Genomic DNA, 24,412 nt, shown 5'->3' with positions numbered 1-24,412 from the left:
ACATGAGCGCCTATGCCGTAAGCGAGGAGAAGAACCGCTGGCTCATCCGTAAGATGGCCGAGTTGGGGGTGACGGAGGAGGACCTGGAGGAGACCTTCGTCCGGTCGTCGGGCAACGGCGGCCAGCATGTCAACAAGACCTCAACCTGTGTCCAGTTGCGCCACAAGCCCAGTGGCATCATCGTAAGCGCTTCCCGGGAGCGCAGCCAGTCGGTAAACCGTTTCCTGGCGCGGCGCGAATTGCTGGAGCGCCTTGAAGCACGGAACGGCGTGCAGACGGCCGAGATGAAACGGGTCGAAAAATTACGCAAACAGAAAGACAGGCGCCGCAGACGGACCGCCACGAAGGTTGTATCATGATCACCCCCGAAACCCTGAAACGGCTGGAATACGACAAAATCCTGACCGAGATCGCCACCCCGGCCCACAGCGACGCGACCTACGAACGGGTCATGGCCACCGCGCCGCTGGACAATTTGGAACAGATCCGGCTGATGTCGGGACGGATCGCTGAGGTCCGAAAGCTGATCAGCCTCGGCATCGCCCTGCGGCTTGACGCCTTCCAGGACATTCGCCCGTTGCTGGAGGCCGTTCGTCCGGCGGGGGCCTTTCTGGCGCCCCAGGACCTGTTGCTGTTCATCCCCGTATTGAGCGCCTTCGGCGACATCTCGCGCCAACTCGCCCCGCGGAGCGATTGCCCCAGCCTTGCATCGCTGGCACCACCGTTGCGCCCCTTTCCCGACATCCTGGAGCCGCTGGTCGCCTCCATCGATCACGACGGCAGCATCATGGACAGCGCTTCGGTGCAACTCCGGGAGATCCGCCGGGCCAAACGCACCCTGGCGGCCCGCATTCGCAAGAAGATCGAGGAGATCGTCCGGGACAACGCAATCGAGATCTTTCTCCAGGACGACTTCATCACCCAGCGTTCAGGGCGGTGGGTGATCCCGGTACGCATGGACTCCAAGGGGATGGTGCGCGGCGTGGTGCACGACGTCTCGGCCTCGGGCGAGACCGCCTTCATGGAACCGCTGGAGATCATCCCCTTTGTCAACGAACTGGAAAACGTGAGCGCCGAGGAGAAGGCCGAGGAGATCCGCATCCTGCGGCAGCTCTCGGCGTGGCTCCGTGAGGATGCCCCAGCCCTGGAAGGGTGCTTCGCCACCCTGGTGACCCTGGACGTGCTCAACTGCATGGCCCGTTTTGCCGAACGCTACGGCCTGGAAACGCCCAATCTGAACGGCGAGGGGGCCTTGCGTCTGGTCCAGGCCCGCCACCCGCTGCTCATGATGCTCCAGCGCCAGGGGGCCATCCCCCGGGTGCAGCCGTTGGATCTGGAGATGGGGGACGACGGCAGGGTCATGGTCATCACCGGCCCCAATGCCGGCGGCAAGACCATTGCCCTGAAGACCGCCGGGATTCTGACTCTGATGGCCCTGAGTGCCATACCGGTGCCGTGCGACGGCGCCCGCTCCACCTTTCCGCTTCTGGATACCCTGCTGGTGGACATCGGTGACGAGCAATCCATCGAACAGAGCCTCTCCACCTTTTCGGCCCATGTGGCCCGCATCGTGACCATCCTGGGCCAAGCCGGCCCGCGCTCCCTGGTGTTGCTGGACGAGTTGGGCGCCGGCACCGAGCCGCAGCAGGGGGCGGCCATCGCCTGCGGTGTGCTGCGGGACCTGCAGGAACGGGGCGCCACGGTGATCGCCACCACCCACCTCTCGGAGATCATCGGGTTCGTTCACCGCACCGCGGGCATGATCAACGCCGGCATGGAGTACGACGCCGCGACCTATACCCCGCTCTACCGCCTGATCAGCGGCGAGCCGGGGCATTCCCACGCCGTCGAGATCGCCCGGCGCTACGGCATGCCCGAACGGGTAATCGCCTTTGCCCGGGAGATGGTGGGCAGCGGTGGGGCCGAATTCACGGCCCTCCTGGCCGATCTGCACCGCAGGCGGGATGAACTGTCGGAGGCGCAGCGGGAGTTGGACCGGCAAAAGGATGCTGTGCACAGAAGGCAGCAGGAGGTGGAGGCGCGCGCCGGCGCCATCGACGTGGCGCGGCGGGAGGCCTCGGACCGGGCCTGGGCCGAGGCCCGGGACCTGATCTCCGCGACCCGGCGGCAGATGAACGAACTGCTGGAGGAGTACAAGCGGGAAAAGCGCGCCGAGATCATCGAACGGTTGCGTCAAAGCGAGACGGACCTGACCGAACAGCTCAAGCCCCGCACCTCCGAGGGGTTTGAACTGCGCCCCCTGAAGGAGGTCACGGCGGGGGATGCGGTACATATCCGCTCCCTGGGGCACGACGGCGTTGTTGTTTCCGTAGATCCCCGGCAGGAGAAGGCGCGGGTCAGGAGCGGCAGCATGGAGGTGGACGTGGCCGTCGGCGACTTGGCGGCCCCCCGCAAGCAGGGGAAAGAAAAGGCGCGGCGTCCGGCCCCGGGAGCCTGGGAGGCAGAAACCGTGGCGACGGCGGAGAGCGAGGAGCGGGAACTGAAGCTGATCGGCCTGCGGGTTGACGAGGCCCTGGACCTGCTGGAGCCGTTCCTCAACCACGCCTCCCTGAACGGCCTGACGGAGGTCCGCATCATCCACGGTGTCGGCACGGGGCGGCTACGCGATGCCGTCCGCGACCACCTGACCCGCCATCCGCTGGTGGCGGAGTTCCGCTCCGGCGGCCCCCATGAGGGGAGAGACGGCGCTACGGTGGTCATGCTGCGGCAGTGACGTATCATTCACCGCCCCCGCCCCTTTGCCGGAGGGAGGACGGGGACGTTATGGGGGAGGTATACCCTGGACAATTTCATTATCGAAGTCAGCGAACAGGACGTCAAGCGGGAACGGGACAAGTCCCGGGAGTTGCGCAGGAGCCGCTGGTGGCAGAACCGCCTCGCCCTGGGGCGTTGCCACTGGTGCGGCGGTGCGTTTCCCCCCGATGAACTGACCATGGACCATATCATTCCTTTGGCCCGGGGGGGCAAGGGCTCCCGCAACAATGTGGTGCCGGCCTGCAAGGAGTGCAACAGCCGGAAGAAGTACCTGCTTCCCATGGAGTGGGATGATTATGTCAGACAGTTCGAAAAGCAGGAGCAGTGAATGACGAATGCCGTGACGTGCCGCTACAAACTGGTCATCTACGATTGCGACGGGGTCCTGTTCGACTCCCTGGAATCCAACTACATCTTCTATAATCGGGTTCTGGAACACCTGAACCGGCCCCCACTGGACCGGGGGGACGAGCATGCCCGGAAGGTGCTGCACACCTATTCGTTCAATGATGTGATGGCGTATTTCTTTGCCGGCGACCAGTGCCACGAGGAGGCCCTGCGTTTTGCCAAGACCATCCATTACCGGGACCTTGCCCCCTACATGCGTATGGAGGCGGGGCTGATCGAGACCCTCGACCGGCTCAAGGGGCGGGTCTCCCTGGCCATCTGCACCAACCGGGCGGTTTCCATGGACATGATCATCGACGACTTTGGGCTGAACGGCTACTTCGAGTGCGTCATGACCGCATCCCAGGTGACGAATCCCAAGCCGCACCCCGAGCCGCTCCTCAAGGTGCTGGACCATTTCGGCATAGAACCGCACGAGGCGCTGTTCGTGGGGGATGGGGAGGTTGACATGCTCTCGGCCCGCGACGCGGGGGTCCCGTTCGTGGCCTACAAGACCCACCTGCCGGACCAGCCCCGCATCGAGCACCACGCCCAGATCATGACGCATCTCTTTGGGGAGCCGGAAGACGTCCGGCTTACGCCATGATCGCCCTTTCAACCTAAAGACGTCAGTCCTTCACCACAAAGGCACAAAGAGCACAAAGAACCCACAGCGTTAGCGGCGAAAAGATATTCACCCAACAGGTGAGTCCAGCCAATTATGAAATTATCATATAACTAGCTAAAATCATTATTCGTGTAGCTTTGTGTCCTTTGTGTCTTTGTGGTGAACTGCGTTTCCCGGGTTCAATCCTTGCCGCCGGCTGCCGCGCCGTAACCGCGGACCTGCTCCATCAGAAAATCGACGAAGGCCCGGTTGGCTCGCGACAGGTAGGCCCCCTTCTTCCAGGCCAGCATCAGGTCCAGATGGAGCGGCGGGTCAAAGGATACGGCCCGCAGTTCGGCGTCGTCCTCAACCACCATGCGCAGCAGGGTCGAGATGCCGAGTCCTTTTTTCACCAGCGACTTGACCATGGTGTACAGGTTGGTCTCGAAGACTACCTCGGGCGTCATGCCGCCTTCCTTCATCTCCTCGAAGAGCATCTCCCGCTGGTAGTATCCCTCCTTGAACATGATGAGCGGCTGTCGCGCAAACTCCTCCATGGACAGGGCGGAACGGGCGGTGAAGGGGTGGTCGGGAGGGACGCAGACCACCACCTCTTCCCGCAGTATGGGCCGTACCTCCAGGTTGTCGGGGACATGACCTCCGGCAATGACCCCCATGTCCAACTCCCCCTGGATGATCATCTTCAGGATGCTGGCGGCCCCTTCGCCGGAAACCGCGAGGTGGAGGTACGGATAGCGCTTGGCAAAAGCGCAGATGATGGTCGGGAAGAAGTAGGCACTCATCATGGGGGGGACGCCGACCCGCACCTCGCCCTTGCCGAGACCGCGCAGGTCGGCCATTTCCTGGCCGGCGGCCTTCAAGTCCCCCAGGATGCGCCGGGCGTGCCCCAGCAGTATCTCCCCCTCTGCCGTCAGGGATATCTTGCGGTCCTGCCGGTTGAACAGGATCAACTCCAATTCCTCTTCCAACTTGCGGATGGCCGCACTGACGGCGGGCTGCGCCACATGCAACTCCTCAGCCGCCCTGGTAAAGTTGCTGAAACGGGCAATCTCCGCAAAAAATTTCAGTTGACGCAGGTCCATTCCGTATTCTCCATATAAAATTGTTATCGATATGATAGTTATTATATATTTTTGTTATCGTAATGCAAATGGTACGCTACAATCATATTCGAAACAGGAAAGCGAACCATGAGCGAATTGACCATTACTACGGAAGCAGAGTTCATCCGCAGCGGCAGCACCACCTTCCGCCAGACCAACCTGGCATTTTTTGCCGCCGGTTTTGTCACCTTCATCACCCTGTACGACGTCCAGCCGCTCCTCCCGGAGTTTGCCCGGGAGTTCGGCGTTCCGGCCGCCCTTGCCAGCCTGCCCCTTTCGGTTACCACCTGCACCCTGGCCATAGCCATGCTGCTGGTGGGAACCGTGTCGGAGACCCTTGGCCGCAAGCCGGTCATGGTGTTTTCACTCTTTTTGACCTCGCTTTTGGCATTTACGACCGCTTTCAGCCACACCCTCTCCTCGCTGATCGTCGTCAGGCTTCTGCAGGGATTGGTGCTGGCGGGGCTGCCCTCGGTGGCCATGGCCTACCTGAGCGAGGAGATCGACCCCCCGTCCATCGGTGCCGCCATGGGGCTCTATATCAGCGGTAACGCCATCGGCGGCATGTCGGGGCGGATCTTTACGGCCACCGTCACCGACCTCTCCTCGTGGCGTACGGCGTTGGCGCTCATCGGGGTCGCCTGCCTGGGATTGAGCGTCTACTTTGTCCGCCACCTCCCGCCTTCCGCCCATTTCCGGCGGCACCCCTTCGAGGTGGGGTACCTCTTCACCTCGCTCTACCGGCAGATGCGGGACCCGGCGCTCCTCTGCCTCTACGGTCTCGGCTTCCTGATCATGGGGAGTTTCGTCACCCTCTACAACTACATCACCTTCCGGCTCCTGGGGCATCCCTACGACCTGACCCAAACCCTGGTCAGCCTGATCTTCCTGGTCTATTTCTTAGGCTCCTACAGTTCCAGCTCCATGGGACGGATGGTGAACCGTTTCGGCCGCCGCGCCATGATCTGCGCCGGCCTCGGCGCCATGGCCGCCGGCACGGCCATCACCCTGGCCGCGCCGCTCCCCTGGATCATCATCGGGGTGGCCGTATTCACCTGCGGTTTTTTCGGCGCGCACTCCGTTGCCTCCAGTTGGGTGGGGCGCCACGCCAAAACCGGAAAGGCCCAGGCCTCCTCACTCTACCTCTTCTTCTATTACCTGGGATCGAGCATCTCCGGGACCGCAGGCGGGTTCTGCTGGACCCACGGGGGATGGGGCGGCGTGGCGGGATTGATCGGTCTGTTGCTCGCGACCGCGTTTGTGATCATCGCTTTGTCCACGCGCCTGTCGACAGAACAGCCCTCGGGTGGTATAGTTGGGGAAATTTGAAGCGGTCCGGCTGATTTCTTTCACCCATGCTGGAAAGAGGAGGGCGTTATGGCGGCAAAAAAGATTCTGATGCTGGTGGGCGATTATGTTGAGGACTACGAAGTCATGGTGCCGTTCCAGGCCCTGCAGATGGTCGGACATACGGTACACGCGGTCTGCAGCGGCAAGAAGGCCGGCGACACGGTGCGTACGGCGGTGCACGACTTCGAGGGGGACCAGACCTATAGCGAGAAACCGGGGCACAACTTTGCCCTGAATGCCACCTTTGCCGAGGTCAGCGCCCAGGATTACGACGCCCTCGTGGTCCCCGGCGGCAGGGCCCCCGAGTATATCCGCTTGGATCAGGCTGTGCTGGAGATCGTACGGCACTTCGACACCGCCCACAAGCCCATCGCGGCCATCTGCCATGGAGCGCAGCTCTTGGCCGCCGCCGGGGTGCTGAAGGGGAAGGGGTGTTCCGCATACCCGGCCGTCGGGCCGGAGGTGACCCTGTCCGGGGGGACCTACGTGGACATCCCCGTGGACAAGGCCCATGTGGACGGGAACCTGGTCACGGCCCCGGCATGGCCGGCCCATCCCGAATGGCTGGCGAAATTCCTGAAGGTTCTGGGGACGGAGATCACCCTGTGATCAGACGCTGTCCCGTTGTTGCAGGACCACATACCTTTGCCCTCCCGGCGCCGTGCGGCAGCCGGTGAGGGAAATCTTTTCGCGTATGGTCAGCCTCCGGGCGCTGTTCGCCGCCCTGCTGCTGTTCATCGGTGTCTCGACCCCTTTGCCGGCAGGCGCGGCGGGCGATCGCACGGTGCTCTGGAATATCGTCACAAACTGCCTGGATGCTTCCGGTGCGGATTATTGTACGGCGTGCCGCTGGCCGCGGGTTGACAGCACCTGCTCCCGCAGGGACGCCAGTAATGGCGCGACGGAGGTCTGGGCCGAGTCGGCGGATTTCGTTGTGTTGCGCGACTCGAAGATGCTTGGCTGCCCGGAGGGCTTTGTGCACGGACTGGCGATCCCCCGCGCCCGGGTGACCGGCGTTGAAGACCCGCGGCGTCCCGATGGCATCTGGGCGTTTGCCTGGGAGGCGGCCCGCAAGCGCATGGGTGACGACCCGGCCATCGCCCTTGCCGTCAATCCGCTGGCCCAGCGTGGCCAGGACCAGCTCCACGTCCACCTCCTCCGGCTGCATGGCGATGCCGGCCGGCTCATCGCCCAACGCGCAAAAGACCGCGTGCAGAGCCTGGACCACGTCTGGAAAGTCGCCGCCCAGAGGGCAGCCGCCGAGGGGCTGACGGATTACGGCGTGCTGGTTGTCGGCCACCGTGAGGGGGGATTCATGGTGCTGGTCGCACAGGACAGCCCGGAAAAACTGTACACCGATTGGCGCTGCCGCTGAGAATCGCCGGCGGGTGCCTGTCGGAATAATCGAGATGTGAGAAAACAACATGGCTTACGTGTATCTGTTGGTGGCAATCGTTGCCGAAGTGATCGGGACGAGCGCATTGAAGGCGTCGGAGGGATTTTCCCGCCTGTTCCCGAGCGCGCTCGTCGTGCTCGGGTACGGGATCGCATTCTACTGTCTGAGCCAGGTGCTGAAAAGCATCCCGGTCGGGGTGAGCTATGCCATCTGGTCCGGATTGGGCATTGTCCTTATTTCCGTGGTCGGCGCCGTTTTCTTCAAGCAGGCGCTCGATCTCCCCGCCATCCTCGGCATGGCGCTGATTATCGCCGGGGTTGCCGTCATAAACCTGTTTTCCAAGTCGGCGAGCCCCTGAGAAAAGATAGTCTGCACTACCAGTCAACAAGGAACATGGCCGCTACTTCCTCCCCGCCTCGGCCGGTTGCACCATCTGCCCCTCGCTGATGCCGCTGCCCGGATTGAGCACGACCCGTTCCCCCTCTTTCAGCCCCGCGCCACTCCGCACCATCTTGCCGTCGCTGTCGGCCACCGACACCTCGCGGAACCTCACCCGGTTGTCGCTCCCCACCACCCCCACGTAGGACTGTTCCCCCTTCATCAGCAACGCCTCTGCCGGTACCTGGACATGGGGCGGGGCCGTCAGCGCCAGACTGACCTGCACGAATCCTCCGGCCAGAATTACGCCTTCCCGGTTATCCAGGTCCAGTTCCACCAGGAGCGTACGGCTCTTGAGGTCCAGTTCGCCGCTGATGCGGGTCACGCTGGCCGGAAGTTTTACCTCGGGGCGCGCGGCGTCGGCGATCTCTGCACGGTCACCTTTTCTGACGAAGGCGGCGTTTTTTTGATCCAGGTAGACATAGACCCGCAGCCGGTCGGTTTTGGAGATGGTCGCGACCGGTTGCGCCGCGGTCTGGTTGGTGGTGGCGCTCTGCAAGAGCGTCCCGGGGTCGACGAAGCGGGCCGTCACCGTACCGCTGAACGGGGCGCGCACCGTCTCGTACCCCTTCTGACTTTTCAGTCCCTCGGCGGTAGCTTCGGCACTCCTGGCCGCGGCCTCGGCGTTGTCGTAGTCCTGTCGGGCAACCACCCCGTCCTTGATCAGGAGCCGCTCGCGGTCGGCAAACAGCCTCTTGGTACGGGCATCGGCCGCGGCCGCATCGTACTGGCGGTCCAGTTCGGGAGATTCGATCAACGCCAGTACCTGGCCGCGGTCGACCCGGTCCCCCTTGTCCACGCGGATTTCGCGCAGATAGCCGCTTACCTTGGCGTACAGGGTAACCTCGGCAAAGGGACGTGCCTCGCCCGATAGTACCACGCTCCGCTGCGCGGGGGAGCGGCCGGCAACGGCAATCGTCACGCGAGGTCCGGCCGTGAGGGCGGCCTGGCGAACCTGGAGTTCCGCCTGTACCTGACTGCGGCGGCTGCCGAGCAGCAGGGCCACAAGGACCACTGCCAGCGCCACCAGCAGGCCGCCGGCCAGGAAGAGTCGTCTTCGTGATGTCAAAGCACTTTCATTCATTGGGATTTCCCCTCTCTCCCTCATCCTCGCCCCGCTCCGCGGCCAGGAACCGATCGTCAAGGAGATGCTTGACCGGCATCTTGGTGCGCAGTAACGAGTAGATTACCGGAACCACGAACAGGGTCAGGATCGTCGCCACCAGCAGTCCGCCGATCACGGCCCGGCCCAGGGGGGCGTTCTGCTCGCCCGCTTCGCCCATGGCAAAGGCCATGGGCACCATGCCGATGATCATGGCCAGGGCGGTCATCAACACTGGCCTCAGCCGTGTCCTGGCAGCCTCCAGGGCCGCTTCCGCCGGTGTGACCACCTTTTCCACCCTGATGTCGTTGGCAAAGCTCACCAGCAGGATCGAGTTGGAGGTGGCGATGCCGATGGCCATGATCGACCCCATGAGCGATTCCACGTTGATGGTGGTGCCGGTCAGCGCCAGCATCCAGAGTATCCCCATCAGGGCGCCCGGCACGGCCATCATGATGATGAACGGGTCGATCCACGACTGGAACAGCACCACCATCAGGAAATAGACCAGGAGGGTGGCCAGGACCAGCCCCAATCCCAGGCTGCGGAAGGACTGGTTCATGACCTCGTTCTGGCCGCGCACCGTGATACGCATGCCCGGGGGGAGTTTTCCGAGTGCTGCGATGCTCTTGTCGATATCCCGGATCACGGAGCCCAGATCGCGCCCCTCCACGCCGGCATCTACATCAAGCACCCTTTGCACCGTGTAGTGGGTGATGTTCTCGAAGCTCACCCGGTGGGAGATGAGCGCCAGGTTGCCCAGGGTTTGGGCCGGAATCTGGGGCGTATCCGCCGGTGCCGGCTGGAATGGCGGCTGGAGCAACGCACCGGCCGACGGCGGGGTGACCGGCATGGCCGCCAGGTCCGACAGGGTGGTCTGGTACCGGCGCGGGATCTGCACCGCCACGGTGTAGTTAACGTTGTTGGCCGGGTTGAGGAAAAACGAGGGGGCGATCAGGATACTGGAGGAGAGGGCGATCAGGGCGCTGGTGGCCACGTCCCGTTCGCTCATGCCGAGCCGGGCCGCCCGGACCCGGTCCACGTCCACCTGCAGGGTCGGGTAATCCAGTACCTGGTTGATATGCACGTCGGCGGCACCGGGGATGGTGAGCAGGGCATCCCTGATCTTGAGGGCGTACGGGTAGGATTTGCTGAAGTCCGGCCCTTCGATCTGGATATCGATGGGTGAGGTCAGACCGAAGTTGAGCACCTGGGTGACGATGTCGGCAGACTGGAAATAGAAGGATGAGCCGGGGAACTGCCGAGGAAGCACCTCCCGGATCCGGTGCCGGTACAGGGCCGTTGGCCGGTGCCCCTTTTTGAGAGAGATGAGGATCTCGGCGTCCATGCCGCTGATGTTCTCGGTCTGCACAAAGGCCAGGTTATAGAATGTGGGCACCCCGATCATATCGTTGATGGTGTCGATCTCCCCGGCCGGGATGATCCCGCGGATTTGCTCCTCCACCCGGGCCAGCAATCTCTCGGTATCCTCGATGCGGGTTCCGGCCGGGGCGCGCACATGCAGCTTCATCAACCCCACGTCCACCGAGGGGAAGAAATCGGTGCCGATGATGAAGACCAGCCCCAGACTGGCCAACCCCACCAGGGCCGCCACCGCCAACGTGAAGGCGCGGTGGTGCAGGGCCGTTGCCAGCAGCCGGCCGTAGCGCTCACGGAACCGTTCGAAGCCATCCTCGCGGCGTTGGTTCAGCAACCGGAAGAGGGCGGTCATCCTCCCGGGTGATGGAGATGCTCCCCTCTGGTGGTGCTCCCCTCCCAGCAGCATCCGCGACAGCACCGGAACCAGGGTGCGGGAGAGCAGGTAGGAGGCCAGCATGGCGGTCACCACCGCGAACGCCAGTGGGGTGAAGAGGTGCTTGGCCGGCCCGACCAGCAACACCACCGGGAAGAAGACCACGCAGATGGCCATGGTCGCCACGATGGCCGGCATCGCCACCTGGCGGGCGCTGTCCATGACCGCCATGGTGAGCGGCTTGCCCAGGGCGCGGTTGCGGTGGATGTTCTCCACCTCTACCGTGGCGTCGTCCACCAGCATGCCGATGGCCAGGGCCAAGCCGCCCAGGGTCATGATATTGATGCTCTGGCCGGCCAGGTTCATGGCGATCACGGCGCTGAAAATAGCCAGGGGGATGGAGGTGGAGACCACGATCATGCTGCGCAGGCTGCCGAGGAAGACCAGGATCATGAGTGAGACCAGGATCGTGCCGATGACCGCCTCGCGCACCACCCCCTCCACCGCCGCCCGCACGAAGAGCGACTGGTCGAAGTCGATCTTCAGTTCCAGTCCCTGGGGCGCTACCTCCCTGATGGCGGGCAGGGCCTCGCGGGCGGCGTCCACCACCGCCAGGGTGGAGGCGTCGGCGTGCTTGAGGATGGACAGATAGGTGGCCCGCCGGCCATTGACGTGCACGATGTTGTTCTGTTCGGCATAGCTGTCCGAGATTCGGGCCACATCACCCAGATAGACCGGGGCGTTGCCCACCACCTTGACCGGGATGGCGCTGAACTGGTCGATGATCCGCGGGCTGGAGTTGAGCAACACGTTGTACTCCTGCCCGCCGATGCGGGCGGTGCCGGCCGGGATGATCACGTTGGAGGCCTGGAGGGCGCTCACCACATCGGCCGGCGAGAGCCCCCGCGCCGCCAGGGCTGTGGGATTGATGTCGATCATGATCTGGCGGCTCTTGCCGCCGAAGGGTGCCGGCGTGGAGAGCCCCGGGATGGTGAACAGCTTGACCCGGATGAAGTTGAGGCCGTAATCGAAGATCTTTTCTTCCGGAAGATTTTTGCTCGACAGGGTCAACTGGGCCACCGGCACGTTGGAGGCGTTGAACTGGACGATGGCCGGCGGCTGGGTGCCGGGCGGCGCGATCCTGAGCAGGGTGCTGGAGACGGAGGAGATCTGGGAGATGGCGGCGCCGATCTCGGTGCCGGGCTGAAAGTAGACCTTGAGGACCCCGGTGCCGGGGATGGATTGGGACTCAATGCGGGAGATGCCGTTGACGGTGGTGGAGTAGGCCCGTTCGCTGATCAGGACGATGCGTCGCTCCATGTCCTCCGGGGAGAGGCCGGGGTAGTTCCAGACCACCACGACCACCGGGATGTCGATCACCGGGAAGATATCGACGATCATCCTGGTGAGGGAAAGGGTGCCCAGCACCAGGATCAATAGTGCCATCACCGCAACGCTGTAAGGGCGCCGCAGCGCCAATCTGACTAACCACATGACGAACCTCGCGAGAGGTCGCACGGTTTCCTCCCTTGCCGCCGGACCGATTTGGGATGGGGCCGCATGGTCGGCAGGGGCGGGAAACGGTATGCATCTCTATGTTGTCATGGTAGAACCTCTTTCGTTATTGATTACCAATAAGGTCCTGTATATCTTTATAGGTAGTATTGTACATCAAACATTCTAATCTGCAAATCCGATTACGGCATGGGGGAGGAAAACAATGCGGGGAGGGGGGAAGAGGTCGACCATACGGCAGGTGCAAAACCAAGTGGAGCAGGATCTCGCGATCCAGCCCCACTTGGCCGGTTGATTTCCAGGGTGAGGCGTTACCGCACCAGTTTGGACAGCTTCTTGAATTCTTCCGTTCCCGCGACCTTCAGGAGCTGGAACAGAACCGATTCGGTGGAGGTGGGGACCGCGCCGGTCAGGGTCATGGCTTCGGCGGCGATCTGCCAGTTGCGTTTGCTGCGGCTCATGACGGCGTCCCTGACCACGTGGACCTCGAAGCCGGCATCGCGCAGCTCGATGACGGTTTGCAGCACGCAGACGTGGGTTTCCATGCCGGTGATGATGACCTGGGTGCGGCCGGTACTCGTGAGCCTCTCCATGAAATCGGCGCTGCCGCAGCAACTGAAGGCCATCTTCTCAAAATAGCCGGCATCCCCGGCCTTCTCCTTCAGTTCCGGCAGGGTGGCACCCAAACCTTTGACGTACTGTTCGGTGATGAGTGCCGGAATCCCCAACTCCTGGGCGGTTTCCAGCAGAATGGCGATATTCCTGGTCAGTTTGTGGAGGATCTTGTCGTCCATGGCCAGGCAGAGCTTCTCCTGGACATCGATTACCACCAACGCCGCCTTGTCACGCTCCAGAAAGAATCTGTCCTTTACCGACATGGTTCGATCTCCTTTCCTGTCTTTAAACACTCCCGAAGCTTGCTACGATGAGAGTGAATAAGTGAATGGTGAATAGTGAAATCGAATTCTCGACTTTAACCATTCACCTTTCACGATTCACAATTCACGATGTTATATGTCCCTGCATCAATCCCGCTTCAACTCTATTCCCAGATCGTTGATCTTCTTGCGCAGCGTGTTGCGGTTGATGCCGAGGATATCCGCCGCCTTGACCTGGTTCCAGCGGGTTTTCTCAAGGATGAAGCGGATCAGAGGGCGTTCCACCTGTTCCAGCACCATGGCGTGGATATCCCCTTTTTCCAGCTTCTCTATGCCGTTCATGCAGGAACGCAGTTTCAGGTCCACGATCGACTCCAGGGAGGCGTCGTGGGATACGGTCGGTTGCCCCCCGGAGAGCGGCTCAAGCCCTTCGAAGTCCCGGGGGGTCAGCAGCGGGTCGCTGGAGAGGATGACGGCGCGCTTGATGGTGTTTTCCAACTCCCGCACGTTGCCGGGCCAGGAGTGGGCGGTCAATACGGCCATCGCCTCGTCGGTGCACTGCTTGTCGCTGATGTCCATCTCGGCGCTGGCCCGTCCCAGAAAGTACTGCACGAGCTGGGGGATGTCCTCCCGGCGCTCCCGCAGGGGAACCAGGTTGATGGGAACCACGTTCAGCCGGTAGAAAAGATCCTCGCGGAACTCCTTCTGGCGGACCTTTTCGATCAGTTCCTGGTTCGTGGCGGCCACGATGCGCACATCCACCGGGATGCTCTGGTTGCCGCCGGTGCGGGTGATCTCCCGCTCCTGGAGGACGCGCAGGATCTTGGCCTGCAGGTCCAGGGGCATGTCGCCGATCTCGTCCAGAAAGAGCGTCCCCTGGTTGGCCTGCTCGAACTTGCCCAGTTTGCGTTCCACGGCGCCGGTAAAGGCCCCCTTCTCAAAGCCGAACAGCTCGCTTTCCAGGAGCTCCTTGGGGATGGCGGCGCAGTTGATGGCGACGAACGGCTTGCCCAACCGGCGCGAATTGAAATGGACGGCCCGCGCCACCAGTTCCTTGCCGGTTCCCGACTCCCCCTGGACCAGGATGGTGACGTCGCTGGCGGCCACCTTGCCGATGGTCTTGTAGACCTCGCGCATGGCCGGCGAGTTGCCGATGATATTCTTTTCGACCTGGTAGCGCTCCTTGAGTTCCTGCTTGAGCATGGTGACTTGGCCGGCGATCTCCCGGGCGCGTCCGACCTTTTCGATGATGGCGTCGATCACGTCCAGGTCGAACGGCTTGGTGATGTAATCGTAGGCCCCGCGTTTCATGGCCTCCACCGCGTTCTTCATGCTGGCCTCGGCCGTCATGATGACCACCAGCAGGTCGCTCTTCAGTTCGCGGATCTTGTCCAGCAGGTCAAGACCGCTGATACCTGGCATCTTGATGTCGAGAATAGCCAGATCGTAGTTGTTGTCCTGGACCAGCGACAGCGCCTGGCGCCCGTCGTGGGCCAGATCCACCGTGAACCCTTTCCGTTTCAGGGCCTTGGAAAGGACCCAGCGCATACTCTCTTCGTCATCGGCCACCAGGATTCTGTTTAACGGCATTGTTGTTGTCCCCTGTTCGTCACGAATAAAATTGCATTACAAAGCATCATGGACGCTCCCGGCCGGTAAGCCGGGGCTGCGCCCCTGACGGATACGTTTGGTTGGCGCGTGCCGATGGGTCATTGCACCAGCGGCAAGAGCACCGTGAACTTGGTTCCATGGCCGGCATCGGACTCCACCTTGATCATGCCGCGATGTTCCGCCACGATCTTGTGGCAGATGGCCAGCCCCAGGCCGGTGCCCGATGACTTGGTGCTGAAAAACGGCGTCCAGATGTTTTCCAGGTCCTCGGCCGGGATACCGGGGCCGTCGTCGGCGATCTCCACGGCAACCATACGGGAGCGGCGATCATTCTGGGCCATGCGGTAATCGGACAGCACCCGGCTCGCCACCGTCAGCTGCCCGGTATCCTGCAAGGCGTCGATGGCGTTGCAGATCAGGTTGAGGAACAGCCGGGTCAGCATCTCCTCGTCGGCCATGATGGGGGGTATGCTGGGATCGAAGTGTTTGTTGAAGGTGATGTCGCGACCGGCTACGGCCTGCTTTTGCAGCAGGAGGATGTCGCCCAGCACCTTGTGCAGGTTGACCGGCCCCAGCTTGAGCCCCCGCGGCGAGGCCAGTTCCAGCAGTTCGCGGATGATGTGGTCGATGCGCTCGGTTTCGCGGATCATCACCCGGGTGTAATCCAGCAGTTCGCTTTCGGCGTCCAGCTCCCGCTCCAGGAGTTGGGCCGCCCCCTTGATGCCACCCAGGGGGTTCTTCACCTCGTGGGCCAGCCCGGCCGCCAGTGCCCCCATGGTGGAGAGCCGGTCGGCTTGACGGACCGCCGCCTCCAACTCGCGGATGTAGGTGATGTCCTTGAGGGACAGGATGGTACCGATGTTTTCGCCGGTCCCCAGCATGAGCGGGTAACAGGTGGCGGCAACCGGCTTGACCTTGCCGGTGGAGCGGACCACCACGTTCTCATGGTCCGAGATGGTGATGCCGGTCTGGGTCGCTTTCTGGACCATCTCCACCAGGGCCTTTTCCAGGACAAAAAGTTTGTCAAAGCTGGCGCCCATGGCCTGGCGCCGGGAAAATCCGGTGATCTCCTCGGCGGCCGGGTTGCACAGGGTGATCACGCCGTTCCGGTCCACGACGATCACGCCGTCGCCGACGCTGTCGAGCACGGTGGCGTAGTAATCGCCCGGATAGCTGCCTTGTTCGGCGATGTTGTCAGGCGTGGGCATGGTGGTCATCCGGTGTGCCGGTTATCCTTTCGATCAGGGTGAACAAATCAGCGACGGTGCGGACGGAATTGGCTTCGCGCCGAATGTCGGCGGCACCGGCAAAACCGCGCGCATACCAACCAATGTGCTTTTTCATCTCACGGGCGGCCACGGCCTCGCCGCTCTCCTGCACGAACAGCTCCAGGTGCTGGCGCATGGCGTCGGCCCGCTCGGCTGCGGCGGCCGGCGTCACGGCCCCCCGTTCTTCCAGTTCCAAGACCTGCCGAAATATCCACGGATTGCCGAGGGCACCCCGGGCGATCATCACCCCGTCGCACCCGGTTTCGGCCATCATGGTCCGGCAATCGTCGGCGCTGAAGATATCCCCGCTACCGATGACCGGGATGGTCAGGCACTCCTTGAGCCGGGCGATCTGGCTCCAGTCGGCATGTCCCGAGAACATCTGGGAGCGGCTGCGGGGGTGCAGGGTAACGGCGTCGCACCCCTCGGCCTCGGCGATCCTGCCAATCTCAAGATAGGTATCGTCCCCGCAATGCCAGCCGGAACGGATCTTGATCGTCAGGGGCAGGGCGGTGGCGGCCCGCACGGCCTTGACGATGGCGGCAATGCCGGCCGGATCGCGCAAGAGGGCACTGCCTGCGCCGGTACCGACCACCTTGCGAACCGGGCACCCCATATTGATATCGAGCAGTTCCCCGTATTCTGCTACCATGCGGGCGGCTTCCGCCAGGCTCTCGGGCGAATCCCCGAAAAGTTGGATGCCCAGCGGCCGGTCTTCCGGGCAACTCTTCAGCAGGGCCAGAGTTTTTGTGCCTTCGCGGACCAAACCGTTGACGCTTACCATCTCGGTGAAGGCAAGGGCGGCACCATTGCGACGGCAGAGGAGACGGAACGGCAGGTTGGTGATTCCGGCCAGGGGGGCAAGCACAACGTTGTGCGCCAGGGATAGTCTACCGATTTTCAATGGTTTCAGCATGATGCACACGGGTAATGGCTAACGGAAGGAGAATAAATAGTTGAGTGATGCCTAAATTTTGGGCATAGTATCACAGCCATTTAAAATGGCAAAGGGAAAATTCAGAAAATAGTTGTTGCCAAGATGGCTGTTTACGGTTTTAATATTACTCTAACTATAACGCACGCATTGGGTGACAGGCCAGCGCAATCAAGGAGTTGAATATGTTTGGAATCGGGATGCCGGAACTTATCATTATCATGGTCATCGCCCTGATCGTTATCGGACCGCACAAATTGCCGGAACTCGCCAAGTCCCTGGGCAAAGGTTTGGCGGAGTTCAAGAGGGCCTCCGAGGACTTCCAGCGCAACATTCAGGAAGAGGCCCGCAAGAGCGAGGAGAAGGTTGAGCCGCAACAGGAGGCCGTGACGCCGCCCGCCGAGCCCGAGCATGTGGCTACGGCCGCGTCGGCAGAGCATGGGCATGTGGCCGCAGCGGCGCCGACTGAGCATGATGCCGGGGAAAAGAAGGATGCCCCGCACGCCTGATCCCACGGATGGCGCAACGCTTCAAAAACGAAAAGAGCCGGGTCGCGCCCCGGCTCTTTTTTTATACCCTTTGGCCCGCAGGTCGCTTATTTGACCTCGATATTGATCTGTTTCGGCTTGGTTTCCTCTTTTTTCGGGAGAACGATGTTCAGGATGCCTTTATCGCAGGTGGCCTGCACATGTTCCTGATCAATGGTCGCCGGCAGGCTGAAGCTGCGTTGGAATGAGCCGAAATAGCGCTCGATGCGGTGATAGTTCTCCTTCTTGACCGAGTCTTCGTGTTTGCGTTCCCCCCTGAGGGTCAGGGTATTATCCTCGATGCGTACGTCGATGTCCCTCTGGTCCACATCAGGCACCTCGGCCTTGATGACGATGGCGTCTTCCGTCTCGTAGATGTCCACGGCCGGTTGCCAGATCCCCTCGCGGGTCTCCTCACCGGAAATATCATGGTTCCAGGAGACGTTCAGCAGCCGATTCATCTGCTCCTGCATGGTGCGCAACTCCCTGAGCGGATTGTATTTGACAAGTGCCATATCCGTATCCTCCTTTGTTCTTTAAATGGCGAACCCTTTCTATCACAAACATAATGTCGAATTTCCCAAAGTCAAGGGGAGGCGAAACTCATTAAACTGGGTGTATTATTTTTTTACGATAGTGTATAGTAAAAACGGATTGGCAGCCAGAGTGGGCCGACAGGCCGCAGGAGACGAACCATGCCACTGATTGTAGAAGCGATCTTCATAGCACTGACCATGCTTATAGCCTTTTTTCTGGCGTTTTTGATGATGTTCCTCCTGGCCCTGTTCCTTGCCCCCATCGAGCGCGGGCTTTCCAAGTTCATTTGGGACCACACCACCCCCGCTTCCCCTACACCGTCCCAAAAGGGCCAGTCCTACCGGGATTTCAGTAAAAAACATTTCTGAGTACGGTCGTCGCTCGATGCCTGATACTCATCCAAGAAAGCGACCGGAAGCACACCGCGTTGAAAAGCGCAGGATAAACCGGCCGAACGCTCCCGCCACTAAATACCGTGAAACGCGGTTCCTGCTGGTAGCAACCCTGGCCGTTTCCGGCATCCATTCCCATGACGACACAAATCACCATATACGTTCTAATGGCTGGAGACCTGCGCCGGGAGAGAGCTTATGGAATTCAAGAATCTGCTGATCGAAACCGTTGACAACGTGGCCACCCTCACCGTCAACCGCCCCAGGAGCCTCAACTCCCTCAACAGCGAGGTGTTGGGAGAGCTGGAATGCGCCCTGTATGGCCTGAACCTGAATGCGGACGTCAGGGCGGTGGTGCTGACCGGCGCCGGAGAGCGGGCCTTCGTGGCCGGGGCCGACATCAAGGAAATGTCCGCGATGAACGCCCTTGAGGCACATGCCTTTGCCCGGAAGGGGCAGCAGGTGATGCTGCTCATGGAGAGGATGAAAAAGCCGGTCATCGCGGCGGTCAACGGCTATGCCCTGGGGGGCGGGCTGGAGCTGGCCCTGGCCTGCGATTTCATCTACGCCGCCACCACGGCCCGGCTCGGTTTCCCTGAGGCGACCCTGGGGATCATGCCCGGTTTCGGCGGCACCCAGAACCTAGCCCGCCTGATCGGCCCCAACCGGGCCAGCGAGATGATTTTCACCGGCAGGATGCTCGATGCCGACAAGGCCTGCGCCTGGGGGATCGTCAACGAGGTTTTTCCTCCGGAGGAACTTTTGGTCAAGGCCCGGGAAACGGCCCAGGCCATTGCCCAAGTGGCTCCGTTGGGGGTGAGCAGCGCCAAGGATGCCATCGCCAATGGCCTGAACATGGGCAAGGAAGACGGCTTCCGCTACGAGGCGGCCCTGTTCGGCGTGCTCTTCGCCACCGAGGATCAGCGGGAAGGTATGGAGGCGTTTGTGGAGAAACGTCAAGCGGTCTTTAAGGGCAAATAGCGGCGGTTTCATCCGTCCGGCAGGAACGCTAAACGCACATGACATCATTCCCGTCCCGTCGCCCACAAATACAACTATTAAATGAGGACCCTATGTACCCTGAGTCGGACGATCTGAACGACTATCTGGTTTCCGATACCATTATTGATTGGCAAACTCCGGCTGTCCGGGAGAAGGCCCTGGAACTTACGCAAACATTGCCGGATGAGGTTGACAAGGCCCGCTGTCTCTACCAATGGGTGCGGGACACCATCCCCCATTCCGCTGACGCCGGCCTGGACATTGTGACCTGCACGGCCAGCGAGGTGCTCCATCACGGTACCGGGATCTGTTTTGCCAAAAGCCATCTCCTGGCCGCCCTGCTCCGGGCGGTAGGCATCCCGGCCGGTTTCTGTTACCAGGTCTTGCGGCTGGACCCGCCTGTGGATAACGAGCCGGTTTTGCATGGGTTTAACGGCATCTACCTGGCGACCCTCCAAAAGTGGATTCGGGTCGATGCGCGGGGCAACAGCAAGGGGATCAACGCCCAATTCAGCACCGGGAAAGAGCAACTCGCCTTTGCCATGGACCCGGAGGCCGACGAGTTCATCTACGAAGCGATCTTTGCGGCACCGGTGGAGAGCGTGGTCAACCGGCTGAAAATGTACAAGACCAGAAGCGAATTGTGGGACGATCTGCCCCAATGTCTGTAGTTGTTTGGAAATACATAAGGAACATGGATGCGTAATGAACAGGGACGTAAACCTCTATAATCAGGGCAAAAACGCGCTGATGCTGCTGGTGCGCCTGTATCGGCAACGCGGTTCGTACCGGATCATACGCGACCCCGAAGGGGTCATCAGCCTGTGGGCCATCGAAGGCGCCGAGAGAACCCCGTTTTCCGTATCCTTTGCGGACCGGGGACGCATCAGCGGGAATATCGAGGACATGGCCCCCGAGTTTGTGCGGTCATTCATCGAGTATGTAAGAAAGAACGGTGTGCGGGCCGCCTGATACGATGGCGGAGTGATTCCCCCCTTGCGTCAAGCCCGCGCTGCAAACTGCCAGGACCTGCCTGTATACCTTTTCATTGCCCCCCATGCGTGCTACATTGCCTCCCTTTTCAGGTTGAGCCGGGTCCAGAGATCCGGAACCACCGTTGCCTCCTCTCGTATTCCTCCTCCGTTGTGCTCCATGATGCTGCGCCTCAACTACCATGAGTTCGGCAAAACAGTGCTACGGGGGAGCCTCGGCGACCTGTGGGGCACTCGCACGAGTGACTTTTCATATCCAAGGACGATACCATGATCGTACGCGAACGCCCCTCCGGGCTACGTCTCTATTTTATCTTCAAGGGCTCCATGCTCCAGAGTATCCGCTGGCAACTGGTAAGCACCGTACTGGTGGCCGCCGCCGTGTACCTGACCCACGGCATGCTGTTCGCCATCAAGATCACCATGACGCCGATCCCGTTCAGCCTTATCGGCCTGGCGCTTGCCATCTTTCTCGGTTTCCGCAACAACGCGAGTTATGAACGCTACTGGGAGGGGCGCAAGCTCTGGGGTGAATTGATGATCGCCTGCCGTACCATCACGCGGCAGATGCAGACCTTTGTTGCGGGGAGTGGCGCGGATGAGGCGCGCCGCCGCATGGCATACCGCTCCATCGCTTTTGCCCACGCGCTGCGCCACCATCTGCGCGGATCGGACCCGCGGGAGGATGTGGGCACGCTGTTGACGGCCGAGGAGTTTGCATCGTTCGAGGGTGCCGTCAACAAACCGGATTTCCTGGTGCGCCGCATGGCCGCCGACCTGCGTGGCCTGGTCGGTGAGCGGGCGACCAACCCGCTCTTTGCCGCACGCATCGACGAAACCCTGACGAGTTTTGCCACCATTCTGGCCGGCTGCGAGAGGATCAAGCAGACGCCGATCCCTTTTTCCTATACCCTGCTGATCCACCGTACGGCCTATCTCTACTGCTTCATGCTCCCTTTCGGGTTGGTGGACTCCATCGGCTTCATGACGCCGTTCGTCGTCGGCTTGATCTCCTACACCTTTTTCGGACTCGATGCGTTGGGGGATGAGATTGCCGAGCCTTTCGGGACGTTGCCCAACGATCTACCCCTGGCCGGGATCTGCCGCGGTATAGAAATCAGTATCCGTGAGGCGCTGGGGGAAGAAGAGCTTCCCAAGGCGCTTAAGCCTGTTGATTTTTGCATCCTGTAGGCCTTTAGGCCTTGCCCCAGAATTTTAGATATCGTATCGAACCGACACAAAAGAGGCGCCCGGATATAATCCCGGCGCCTCTTTTGCGTAAAACGGCTCGTTCGTGATGCCTATGGGCCGTGTGAATTTTTTCAACATGCTGTAATTGCAATTGAAAGTTGTGGTTTGATGGTGTAGAAGGGGAAGTGTGATTTGTGACGTGAGTTTATTGCCAAAGAGGAAAATATGCCGGTCTCTTGCATGACAAAGGATTATATTGCTCCATTTTTCCCGCTTGTCGCTGTCGTTATCGTCTACTTTCTGGGCAAAGCTGCTTACTTCCGTCAAAAAAAAGTTGAATTGATAACCAGACATAGAGCGCAACCACTTCAATGAGCACATATCCGCAATAAAGCTGCGCACAGGGAGTTCCGCGAATATAACCGAGAGCGAGTTCAAATGGTGCTGATGTTCGTGCAAAGCTTTATGTCGGAACATCTTGGTTGAGAATGCCCAGCGCCTGCGCGCGTCAGCAAAAAAACATCACGCGAGCCCCAACCGTTGGCCGAAAGGAGTCCACTCCATGAAAACCACTGAACAGAAGGGGATGAACCGCAGGACCTTCATCAAGGCCGGCATGGCGGGTGCCGCAACCGCCCTGATCGCCCCGCCCGCGTTTGCGGAGGCCCTGCAACAGATGGCCGGACCGGAACGTTCCGCCTTTCCCGCGCCGGTCTACCGGACCCTGGGCCGTACCGGCCTGAAGATCACCGTGGTCAGCTTCGGGGCTATGCTGACCCCCGAGCCGGAGGTGATCCGGGTCGCCATTGACCGGGGGGTGAACTACATCGACACGGCTCGAAAGTACATGGGGGGCAAGAACGAGGAGATCGTCGCCAAGGCGGTGAAAGGGGTGCGGGACAAGCTTTTCATCGCCACCAAGACCCAGCCGGAGTCCCACACAAGGGCCGAGATCATCCGGGACGTGGAGGCCAGCCTGAAGGCGTTGGGGACCGACCACATCGACGTGATCCAACTCCACAACGTCACCGGCAGGCAGCGGATCTTCAACGCCGAGACGCGGGAGGCCCTGACGCAGCTGAAAAAACAGGGGAAGGTGCGCTTCTGCGGCGTGACCACCCACAAGAACGAGGCCGAGGTGCTGAACGCCCTGGTGGACGACCCGGACCGGTTCTTCGATACCTGCCTCGTCAAGTACAACTTCACGTCGGGCAGGGAGGTCTCGGTCGCCATTGACCGGGCCGCCTCGGCCGGTATCGGCATCATCGCCATGAAGACTCAGGCGGGGGGGTATGACACCACGGGCCTGGGCAGGATCAGCGCCCACCAGGCCGCCCTCAAGTGGGTGCTCCAAAATCCCAAGGTGACTGCGGCCATACCGGGCATGAAGAACCTGACGCAACTGCGGGAGGATATCGCCGTTATGGGCATGTCCTTCACCTATGCCGACGTACGGCGCCTCGACCGCTACGCCGAGGCCATCGCCCCCTTCTACTGCGGCTTCTGCGGTTCGTGCGAGGCGGGATGCCCCCGGGGTGTGGAGATCTCCACCGTCAACCGGGCTCTCATGTACGCCGAGGGGGGCTACCGGAATCTCTCCCTGGCCCGTGCCACCTATGCCGAGCTGCCCCGCCAGGCGACGGCGGCGGCCTGTATCGACTGCGAAGGGTGCAGCGCCCGCTGCGTCAACGGGCTGGACATCGCCGCCAAGATGGAACGTGCCCGGACGGTGCTGGCATGAGCGCCAATCGTTTGGTGTCGCTGCTCCCGGCCCTGTTCCTGCTTCTCGGCCTCCCGCCCGGCGCGTGGGCGGCGGGCGATATGGAGGAGCTCCTGCCGCCGGTCTCCTGCGGCGCCGGGTGGCAGCTGGAGGGTAAGCCGCTCTTCTACAACCGGGACACCCTGTCCGACCGGATCGACGGCGAGGCCGAACTGTACTTCCCCTACGGCTTCGAGCGCATGACCGCTGCCCGCTATGGCGCGGCGGAAAAAAACGGAGCCGGCATCGACGTGGAGATCTACCGCATGGGGTCGCTGCTGGACGCCTTCGGCATGTATGCCAACTACCGCCAGAAGGAGGGGGGCACCATTGCCGTGGGCGCCGAGTCCAATCTCTCCCCCTCGCAGCTCTTCATCTACCAAGGGCGTTTCTTCATCCACATCCAAATGACCGGCACCAGTGATGCCGCCACGACCGCCCTGACCGAATGCGGGAGGACGGTGGCGGCGCGGCTGCCGGGTACGCAAAGCAGGCCGCCCGAGCTTTCGGCCCTGGAACGGTCCGAGGTGGTCAAGGGAACCGAGCGCTACCTGCCCCAGAGCCTCTTGGGGTATGATTTCCTGAACAGGGGGATCATGGCCGATGCCGTGGTTGGGAGGACGAACCTGCAGATATTCCTGCTCCTGGGGCAAACGGTCGAATCCGCATCCGCCGCATTCGACCGTTACCGTTCCCAGTTGGCCCAGGGCAAGGTTGAATCGGGGGGAAAGGATGTGGCGCTCATGGAGGGTGTCGATCCCCTCTACGGGCCGGTCGTGATTCTGCGGAAGGGGGGCTGCCTCGCCGGCGCCCTCAAGTTCGGCGCGAAGGATGGCGTCCGCGCCCTGCTGGAGCGTATCTGCCGGTGATAACG

24 protein-coding genes are annotated in these 24,412 nt (G+C 61.6%); 16 read left to right on the top strand and 8 right to left on the bottom strand.

Translation table 11 applies throughout. The annotated features are described in order from the left end of the window. Window positions 1-2: 2 nt before the first annotated feature. From ET418_RS07180 to ET418_RS07165, 4 genes are all read left to right on the top strand, one after another. The gene (locus tag ET418_RS07180) at window positions 3-359 is read left to right on the top strand and encodes a peptide chain release factor family protein (RefSeq protein WP_149306899.1); all 357 of its coding nucleotides are present in this window, start codon (window positions 3-5) and stop codon (window positions 357-359) included. Then, window positions 356-2,734, top strand: a complete 2,379-nt coding sequence (locus tag ET418_RS07175; protein ID WP_149306898.1) for an endonuclease MutS2 — start codon at window positions 356-358, stop codon at window positions 2,732-2,734. The genes ET418_RS07180 and ET418_RS07175 overlap by 4 nt, the downstream gene beginning before the upstream one ends. Window positions 2,735-2,866: 132 nt before the next feature. Continuing rightward, window positions 2,867-3,103 (top strand): HNH endonuclease, encoded by a 237-nt coding sequence (locus ET418_RS07170; RefSeq protein WP_420819513.1) that lies wholly within the window; start codon window positions 2,867-2,869, stop codon window positions 3,101-3,103. After that, the gene (locus ET418_RS07165) at window positions 3,104-3,769 is read left to right on the top strand and encodes an HAD family hydrolase (RefSeq protein ID WP_149306896.1); all 666 of its coding nucleotides are present in this window, start codon (window positions 3,104-3,106) and stop codon (window positions 3,767-3,769) included. It abuts the gene before it with no gap. A gap of 200 nt (window positions 3,770-3,969) precedes the next feature. Here ET418_RS07165 and ET418_RS07160 read toward each other — a convergent pair whose 3' ends face one another. Further along, entirely contained in the window at window positions 3,970-4,872 is a 903-nt protein-coding gene (locus ET418_RS07160; RefSeq protein ID WP_149306895.1) for a LysR family transcriptional regulator, read from the bottom strand. A 108-nt stretch (window positions 4,873-4,980) separates the two neighbouring features. Here ET418_RS07160 and ET418_RS07155 point away from each other — a divergent pair, with 108 nt between their 5' ends. From ET418_RS07155 to ET418_RS07140, 4 genes are all read left to right on the top strand, one after another. Continuing rightward, window positions 4,981-6,222, top strand: coding sequence for an MFS transporter (locus ET418_RS07155; protein ID WP_149306894.1), 1,242 nt, complete (start codon window positions 4,981-4,983; stop codon window positions 6,220-6,222). 48 nt (window positions 6,223-6,270) lie between these two features. Next, on the top strand, window positions 6,271-6,852 hold the full coding sequence (locus ET418_RS07150) for a DJ-1/PfpI family protein (protein WP_149306893.1): 582 nt from the start codon (window positions 6,271-6,273) through the stop codon (window positions 6,850-6,852). A 64-nt stretch (window positions 6,853-6,916) separates the two neighbouring features. After that, window positions 6,917-7,618 (top strand): CDP-diacylglycerol diphosphatase, encoded by a 702-nt coding sequence (locus tag ET418_RS07145; protein ID WP_149306892.1) that lies wholly within the window; start codon window positions 6,917-6,919, stop codon window positions 7,616-7,618. 49 nt (window positions 7,619-7,667) lie between these two features. Then, window positions 7,668-7,997 carry a DMT family transporter gene (locus ET418_RS07140; protein WP_149306891.1) on the top strand — a complete coding sequence of 110 codons (330 nt, stop codon included), beginning with the start codon at window positions 7,668-7,670 and terminating at the stop codon, window positions 7,995-7,997. 42 nt (window positions 7,998-8,039) lie between these two features. On the opposite strand, the gene ET418_RS07135 is transcribed toward ET418_RS07140, so the two are convergent. From ET418_RS07135 to dusB, 6 genes are all read right to left on the bottom strand, one after another. Beyond that, window positions 8,040-9,161 (bottom strand): efflux RND transporter periplasmic adaptor subunit, encoded by a 1,122-nt coding sequence (locus ET418_RS07135; protein WP_188055371.1) that lies wholly within the window; start codon window positions 9,159-9,161, stop codon window positions 8,040-8,042. Beyond that, window positions 9,154-12,426, bottom strand: a complete 3,273-nt coding sequence (locus tag ET418_RS07130) for an efflux RND transporter permease subunit (protein WP_149306889.1) — start codon at window positions 12,424-12,426, stop codon at window positions 9,154-9,156. The genes ET418_RS07135 and ET418_RS07130 overlap by 8 nt, the downstream gene beginning before the upstream one ends. Window positions 12,427-12,758: 332 nt before the next feature. Continuing rightward, entirely contained in the window at window positions 12,759-13,325 is a 567-nt protein-coding gene (locus ET418_RS07125) for a hydrolase (protein ID WP_149306888.1), read from the bottom strand. A 147-nt stretch (window positions 13,326-13,472) separates the two neighbouring features. Next, window positions 13,473-14,915 (bottom strand): sigma-54-dependent transcriptional regulator, encoded by a 1,443-nt coding sequence (locus ET418_RS07120; protein WP_149306887.1) that lies wholly within the window; start codon window positions 14,913-14,915, stop codon window positions 13,473-13,475. Between the two features lie 119 nt (window positions 14,916-15,034). Beyond that, entirely contained in the window at window positions 15,035-16,144 is a 1,110-nt protein-coding gene (locus ET418_RS07115) for a two-component system sensor histidine kinase NtrB (RefSeq protein WP_149306886.1), read from the bottom strand. After that, window positions 16,131-17,120, bottom strand: a complete 990-nt coding sequence (gene dusB / locus ET418_RS07110; protein WP_149306885.1) for a tRNA dihydrouridine synthase DusB — start codon at window positions 17,118-17,120, stop codon at window positions 16,131-16,133. Before dusB ends, ET418_RS07115 begins: the two co-directional genes overlap by 14 nt. A 203-nt stretch (window positions 17,121-17,323) precedes the next feature. On the opposite strand from dusB, the gene ET418_RS18430 reads away from it, so the two are divergent. Next, on the top strand, window positions 17,324-17,647 hold the full coding sequence (locus ET418_RS18430; RefSeq protein WP_246152975.1) for a TatA/E family twin arginine-targeting protein translocase: 324 nt from the start codon (window positions 17,324-17,326) through the stop codon (window positions 17,645-17,647). An 86-nt stretch (window positions 17,648-17,733) separates the two neighbouring features. Here ET418_RS18430 and ET418_RS07100 read toward each other — a convergent pair whose 3' ends face one another. Then, window positions 17,734-18,180, bottom strand: a complete 447-nt coding sequence (locus tag ET418_RS07100) for an Hsp20/alpha crystallin family protein (RefSeq protein ID WP_149306884.1) — start codon at window positions 18,178-18,180, stop codon at window positions 17,734-17,736. A gap of 180 nt (window positions 18,181-18,360) precedes the next feature. Here ET418_RS07100 and ET418_RS07095 point away from each other — a divergent pair, with 180 nt between their 5' ends. From ET418_RS07095 to ET418_RS07065, 7 genes are all read left to right on the top strand, one after another. Continuing rightward, the gene (locus ET418_RS07095; RefSeq protein WP_149306883.1) at window positions 18,361-18,570 is read left to right on the top strand and encodes a hypothetical protein; all 210 of its coding nucleotides are present in this window, start codon (window positions 18,361-18,363) and stop codon (window positions 18,568-18,570) included. A 222-nt stretch (window positions 18,571-18,792) separates the two neighbouring features. Continuing rightward, complete coding sequence (locus tag ET418_RS07090) at window positions 18,793-19,575, top strand: enoyl-CoA hydratase/isomerase family protein (protein WP_149306882.1); 783 nt, start codon at window positions 18,793-18,795, stop codon at window positions 19,573-19,575. A gap of 92 nt (window positions 19,576-19,667) precedes the next feature. Then, complete coding sequence (locus tag ET418_RS07085; protein WP_149306881.1) at window positions 19,668-20,267, top strand: transglutaminase-like domain-containing protein; 600 nt, start codon at window positions 19,668-19,670, stop codon at window positions 20,265-20,267. Between the two features lie 34 nt (window positions 20,268-20,301). Beyond that, the gene (locus ET418_RS07080) at window positions 20,302-20,568 is read left to right on the top strand and encodes a hypothetical protein (RefSeq protein ID WP_149306880.1); all 267 of its coding nucleotides are present in this window, start codon (window positions 20,302-20,304) and stop codon (window positions 20,566-20,568) included. A gap of 290 nt (window positions 20,569-20,858) precedes the next feature. Then, window positions 20,859-21,779, top strand: coding sequence for a bestrophin family protein (locus tag ET418_RS07075; RefSeq protein WP_149306879.1), 921 nt, complete (start codon window positions 20,859-20,861; stop codon window positions 21,777-21,779). Window positions 21,780-22,341: 562 nt separating this feature from the next. Then, on the top strand, window positions 22,342-23,520 hold the full coding sequence (locus ET418_RS07070; RefSeq protein WP_149306878.1) for an aldo/keto reductase: 1,179 nt from the start codon (window positions 22,342-22,344) through the stop codon (window positions 23,518-23,520). Next, a complete protein-coding gene (locus ET418_RS07065; RefSeq protein WP_149306877.1) occupies window positions 23,517-24,407 on the top strand; it encodes a DUF6599 family protein in 891 nt (296 codons plus the stop codon). The genes ET418_RS07070 and ET418_RS07065 overlap by 4 nt, the downstream gene beginning before the upstream one ends. Window positions 24,408-24,412 lie beyond the last annotated feature (5 nt).

Origin of the sequence: Oryzomonas rubra (assembly GCF_008369015.1) — a bacterium.
Classification (GTDB): domain Bacteria; phylum Desulfobacterota; class Desulfuromonadia; order Geobacterales; family Pseudopelobacteraceae; genus Oryzomonas; species Oryzomonas japonica.
The sequence above is the reverse complement of the archived record's forward strand: the minus strand, read 5'-3'. Positions and strand labels throughout refer to the sequence as shown.

Coding starts and splice junctions, on each gene's coding strand:
- ET418_RS07065 (WP_149306877.1), top strand. CDS start 23,517: ATGAGCGCCAATCGTTTGGTGTCGCTGCTCCCGGCCCTGTTCCTGCTT.
- ET418_RS07135 (WP_188055371.1), bottom strand. CDS start 9,161: ATGAATGAAAGTGCTTTGACATCACGAAGACGACTCTTCCTGGCCGGC.
- ET418_RS07090 (WP_149306882.1), top strand. CDS start 18,793: ATGGAATTCAAGAATCTGCTGATCGAAACCGTTGACAACGTGGCCACC.
- ET418_RS07070 (WP_149306878.1), top strand. CDS start 22,342: ATGAAAACCACTGAACAGAAGGGGATGAACCGCAGGACCTTCATCAAG.
- ET418_RS07165 (WP_149306896.1), top strand. CDS start 3,104: ATGACGAATGCCGTGACGTGCCGCTACAAACTGGTCATCTACGATTGC.
- ET418_RS07125 (WP_149306888.1), bottom strand. CDS start 13,325: ATGTCGGTAAAGGACAGATTCTTTCTGGAGCGTGACAAGGCGGCGTTG.
- ET418_RS07075 (WP_149306879.1), top strand. CDS start 20,859: ATGATCGTACGCGAACGCCCCTCCGGGCTACGTCTCTATTTTATCTTC.
- ET418_RS07120 (WP_149306887.1), bottom strand. CDS start 14,915: ATGCCGTTAAACAGAATCCTGGTGGCCGATGACGAAGAGAGTATGCGC.
- ET418_RS07175 (WP_149306898.1), top strand. CDS start 356: ATGATCACCCCCGAAACCCTGAAACGGCTGGAATACGACAAAATCCTG.
- ET418_RS07130 (WP_149306889.1), bottom strand. CDS start 12,426: ATGTGGTTAGTCAGATTGGCGCTGCGGCGCCCTTACAGCGTTGCGGTG.
- ET418_RS07095 (WP_149306883.1), top strand. CDS start 18,361: ATGCCACTGATTGTAGAAGCGATCTTCATAGCACTGACCATGCTTATA.
- ET418_RS07180 (WP_149306899.1), top strand. CDS start 3: ATGAGCGCCTATGCCGTAAGCGAGGAGAAGAACCGCTGGCTCATCCGT.
- dusB (WP_149306885.1), bottom strand. CDS start 17,120: ATGCTGAAACCATTGAAAATCGGTAGACTATCCCTGGCGCACAACGTT.
- ET418_RS07085 (WP_149306881.1), top strand. CDS start 19,668: ATGTACCCTGAGTCGGACGATCTGAACGACTATCTGGTTTCCGATACC.
- ET418_RS07150 (WP_149306893.1), top strand. CDS start 6,271: ATGGCGGCAAAAAAGATTCTGATGCTGGTGGGCGATTATGTTGAGGAC.
- ET418_RS07100 (WP_149306884.1), bottom strand. CDS start 18,180: ATGGCACTTGTCAAATACAATCCGCTCAGGGAGTTGCGCACCATGCAG.
- ET418_RS07160 (WP_149306895.1), bottom strand. CDS start 4,872: ATGGACCTGCGTCAACTGAAATTTTTTGCGGAGATTGCCCGTTTCAGC.
- ET418_RS07115 (WP_149306886.1), bottom strand. CDS start 16,144: ATGCCCACGCCTGACAACATCGCCGAACAAGGCAGCTATCCGGGCGAT.
- ET418_RS07140 (WP_149306891.1), top strand. CDS start 7,668: ATGGCTTACGTGTATCTGTTGGTGGCAATCGTTGCCGAAGTGATCGGG.
- ET418_RS07080 (WP_149306880.1), top strand. CDS start 20,302: ATGAACAGGGACGTAAACCTCTATAATCAGGGCAAAAACGCGCTGATG.
- ET418_RS07155 (WP_149306894.1), top strand. CDS start 4,981: ATGAGCGAATTGACCATTACTACGGAAGCAGAGTTCATCCGCAGCGGC.
- ET418_RS18430 (WP_246152975.1), top strand. CDS start 17,324: ATGTTTGGAATCGGGATGCCGGAACTTATCATTATCATGGTCATCGCC.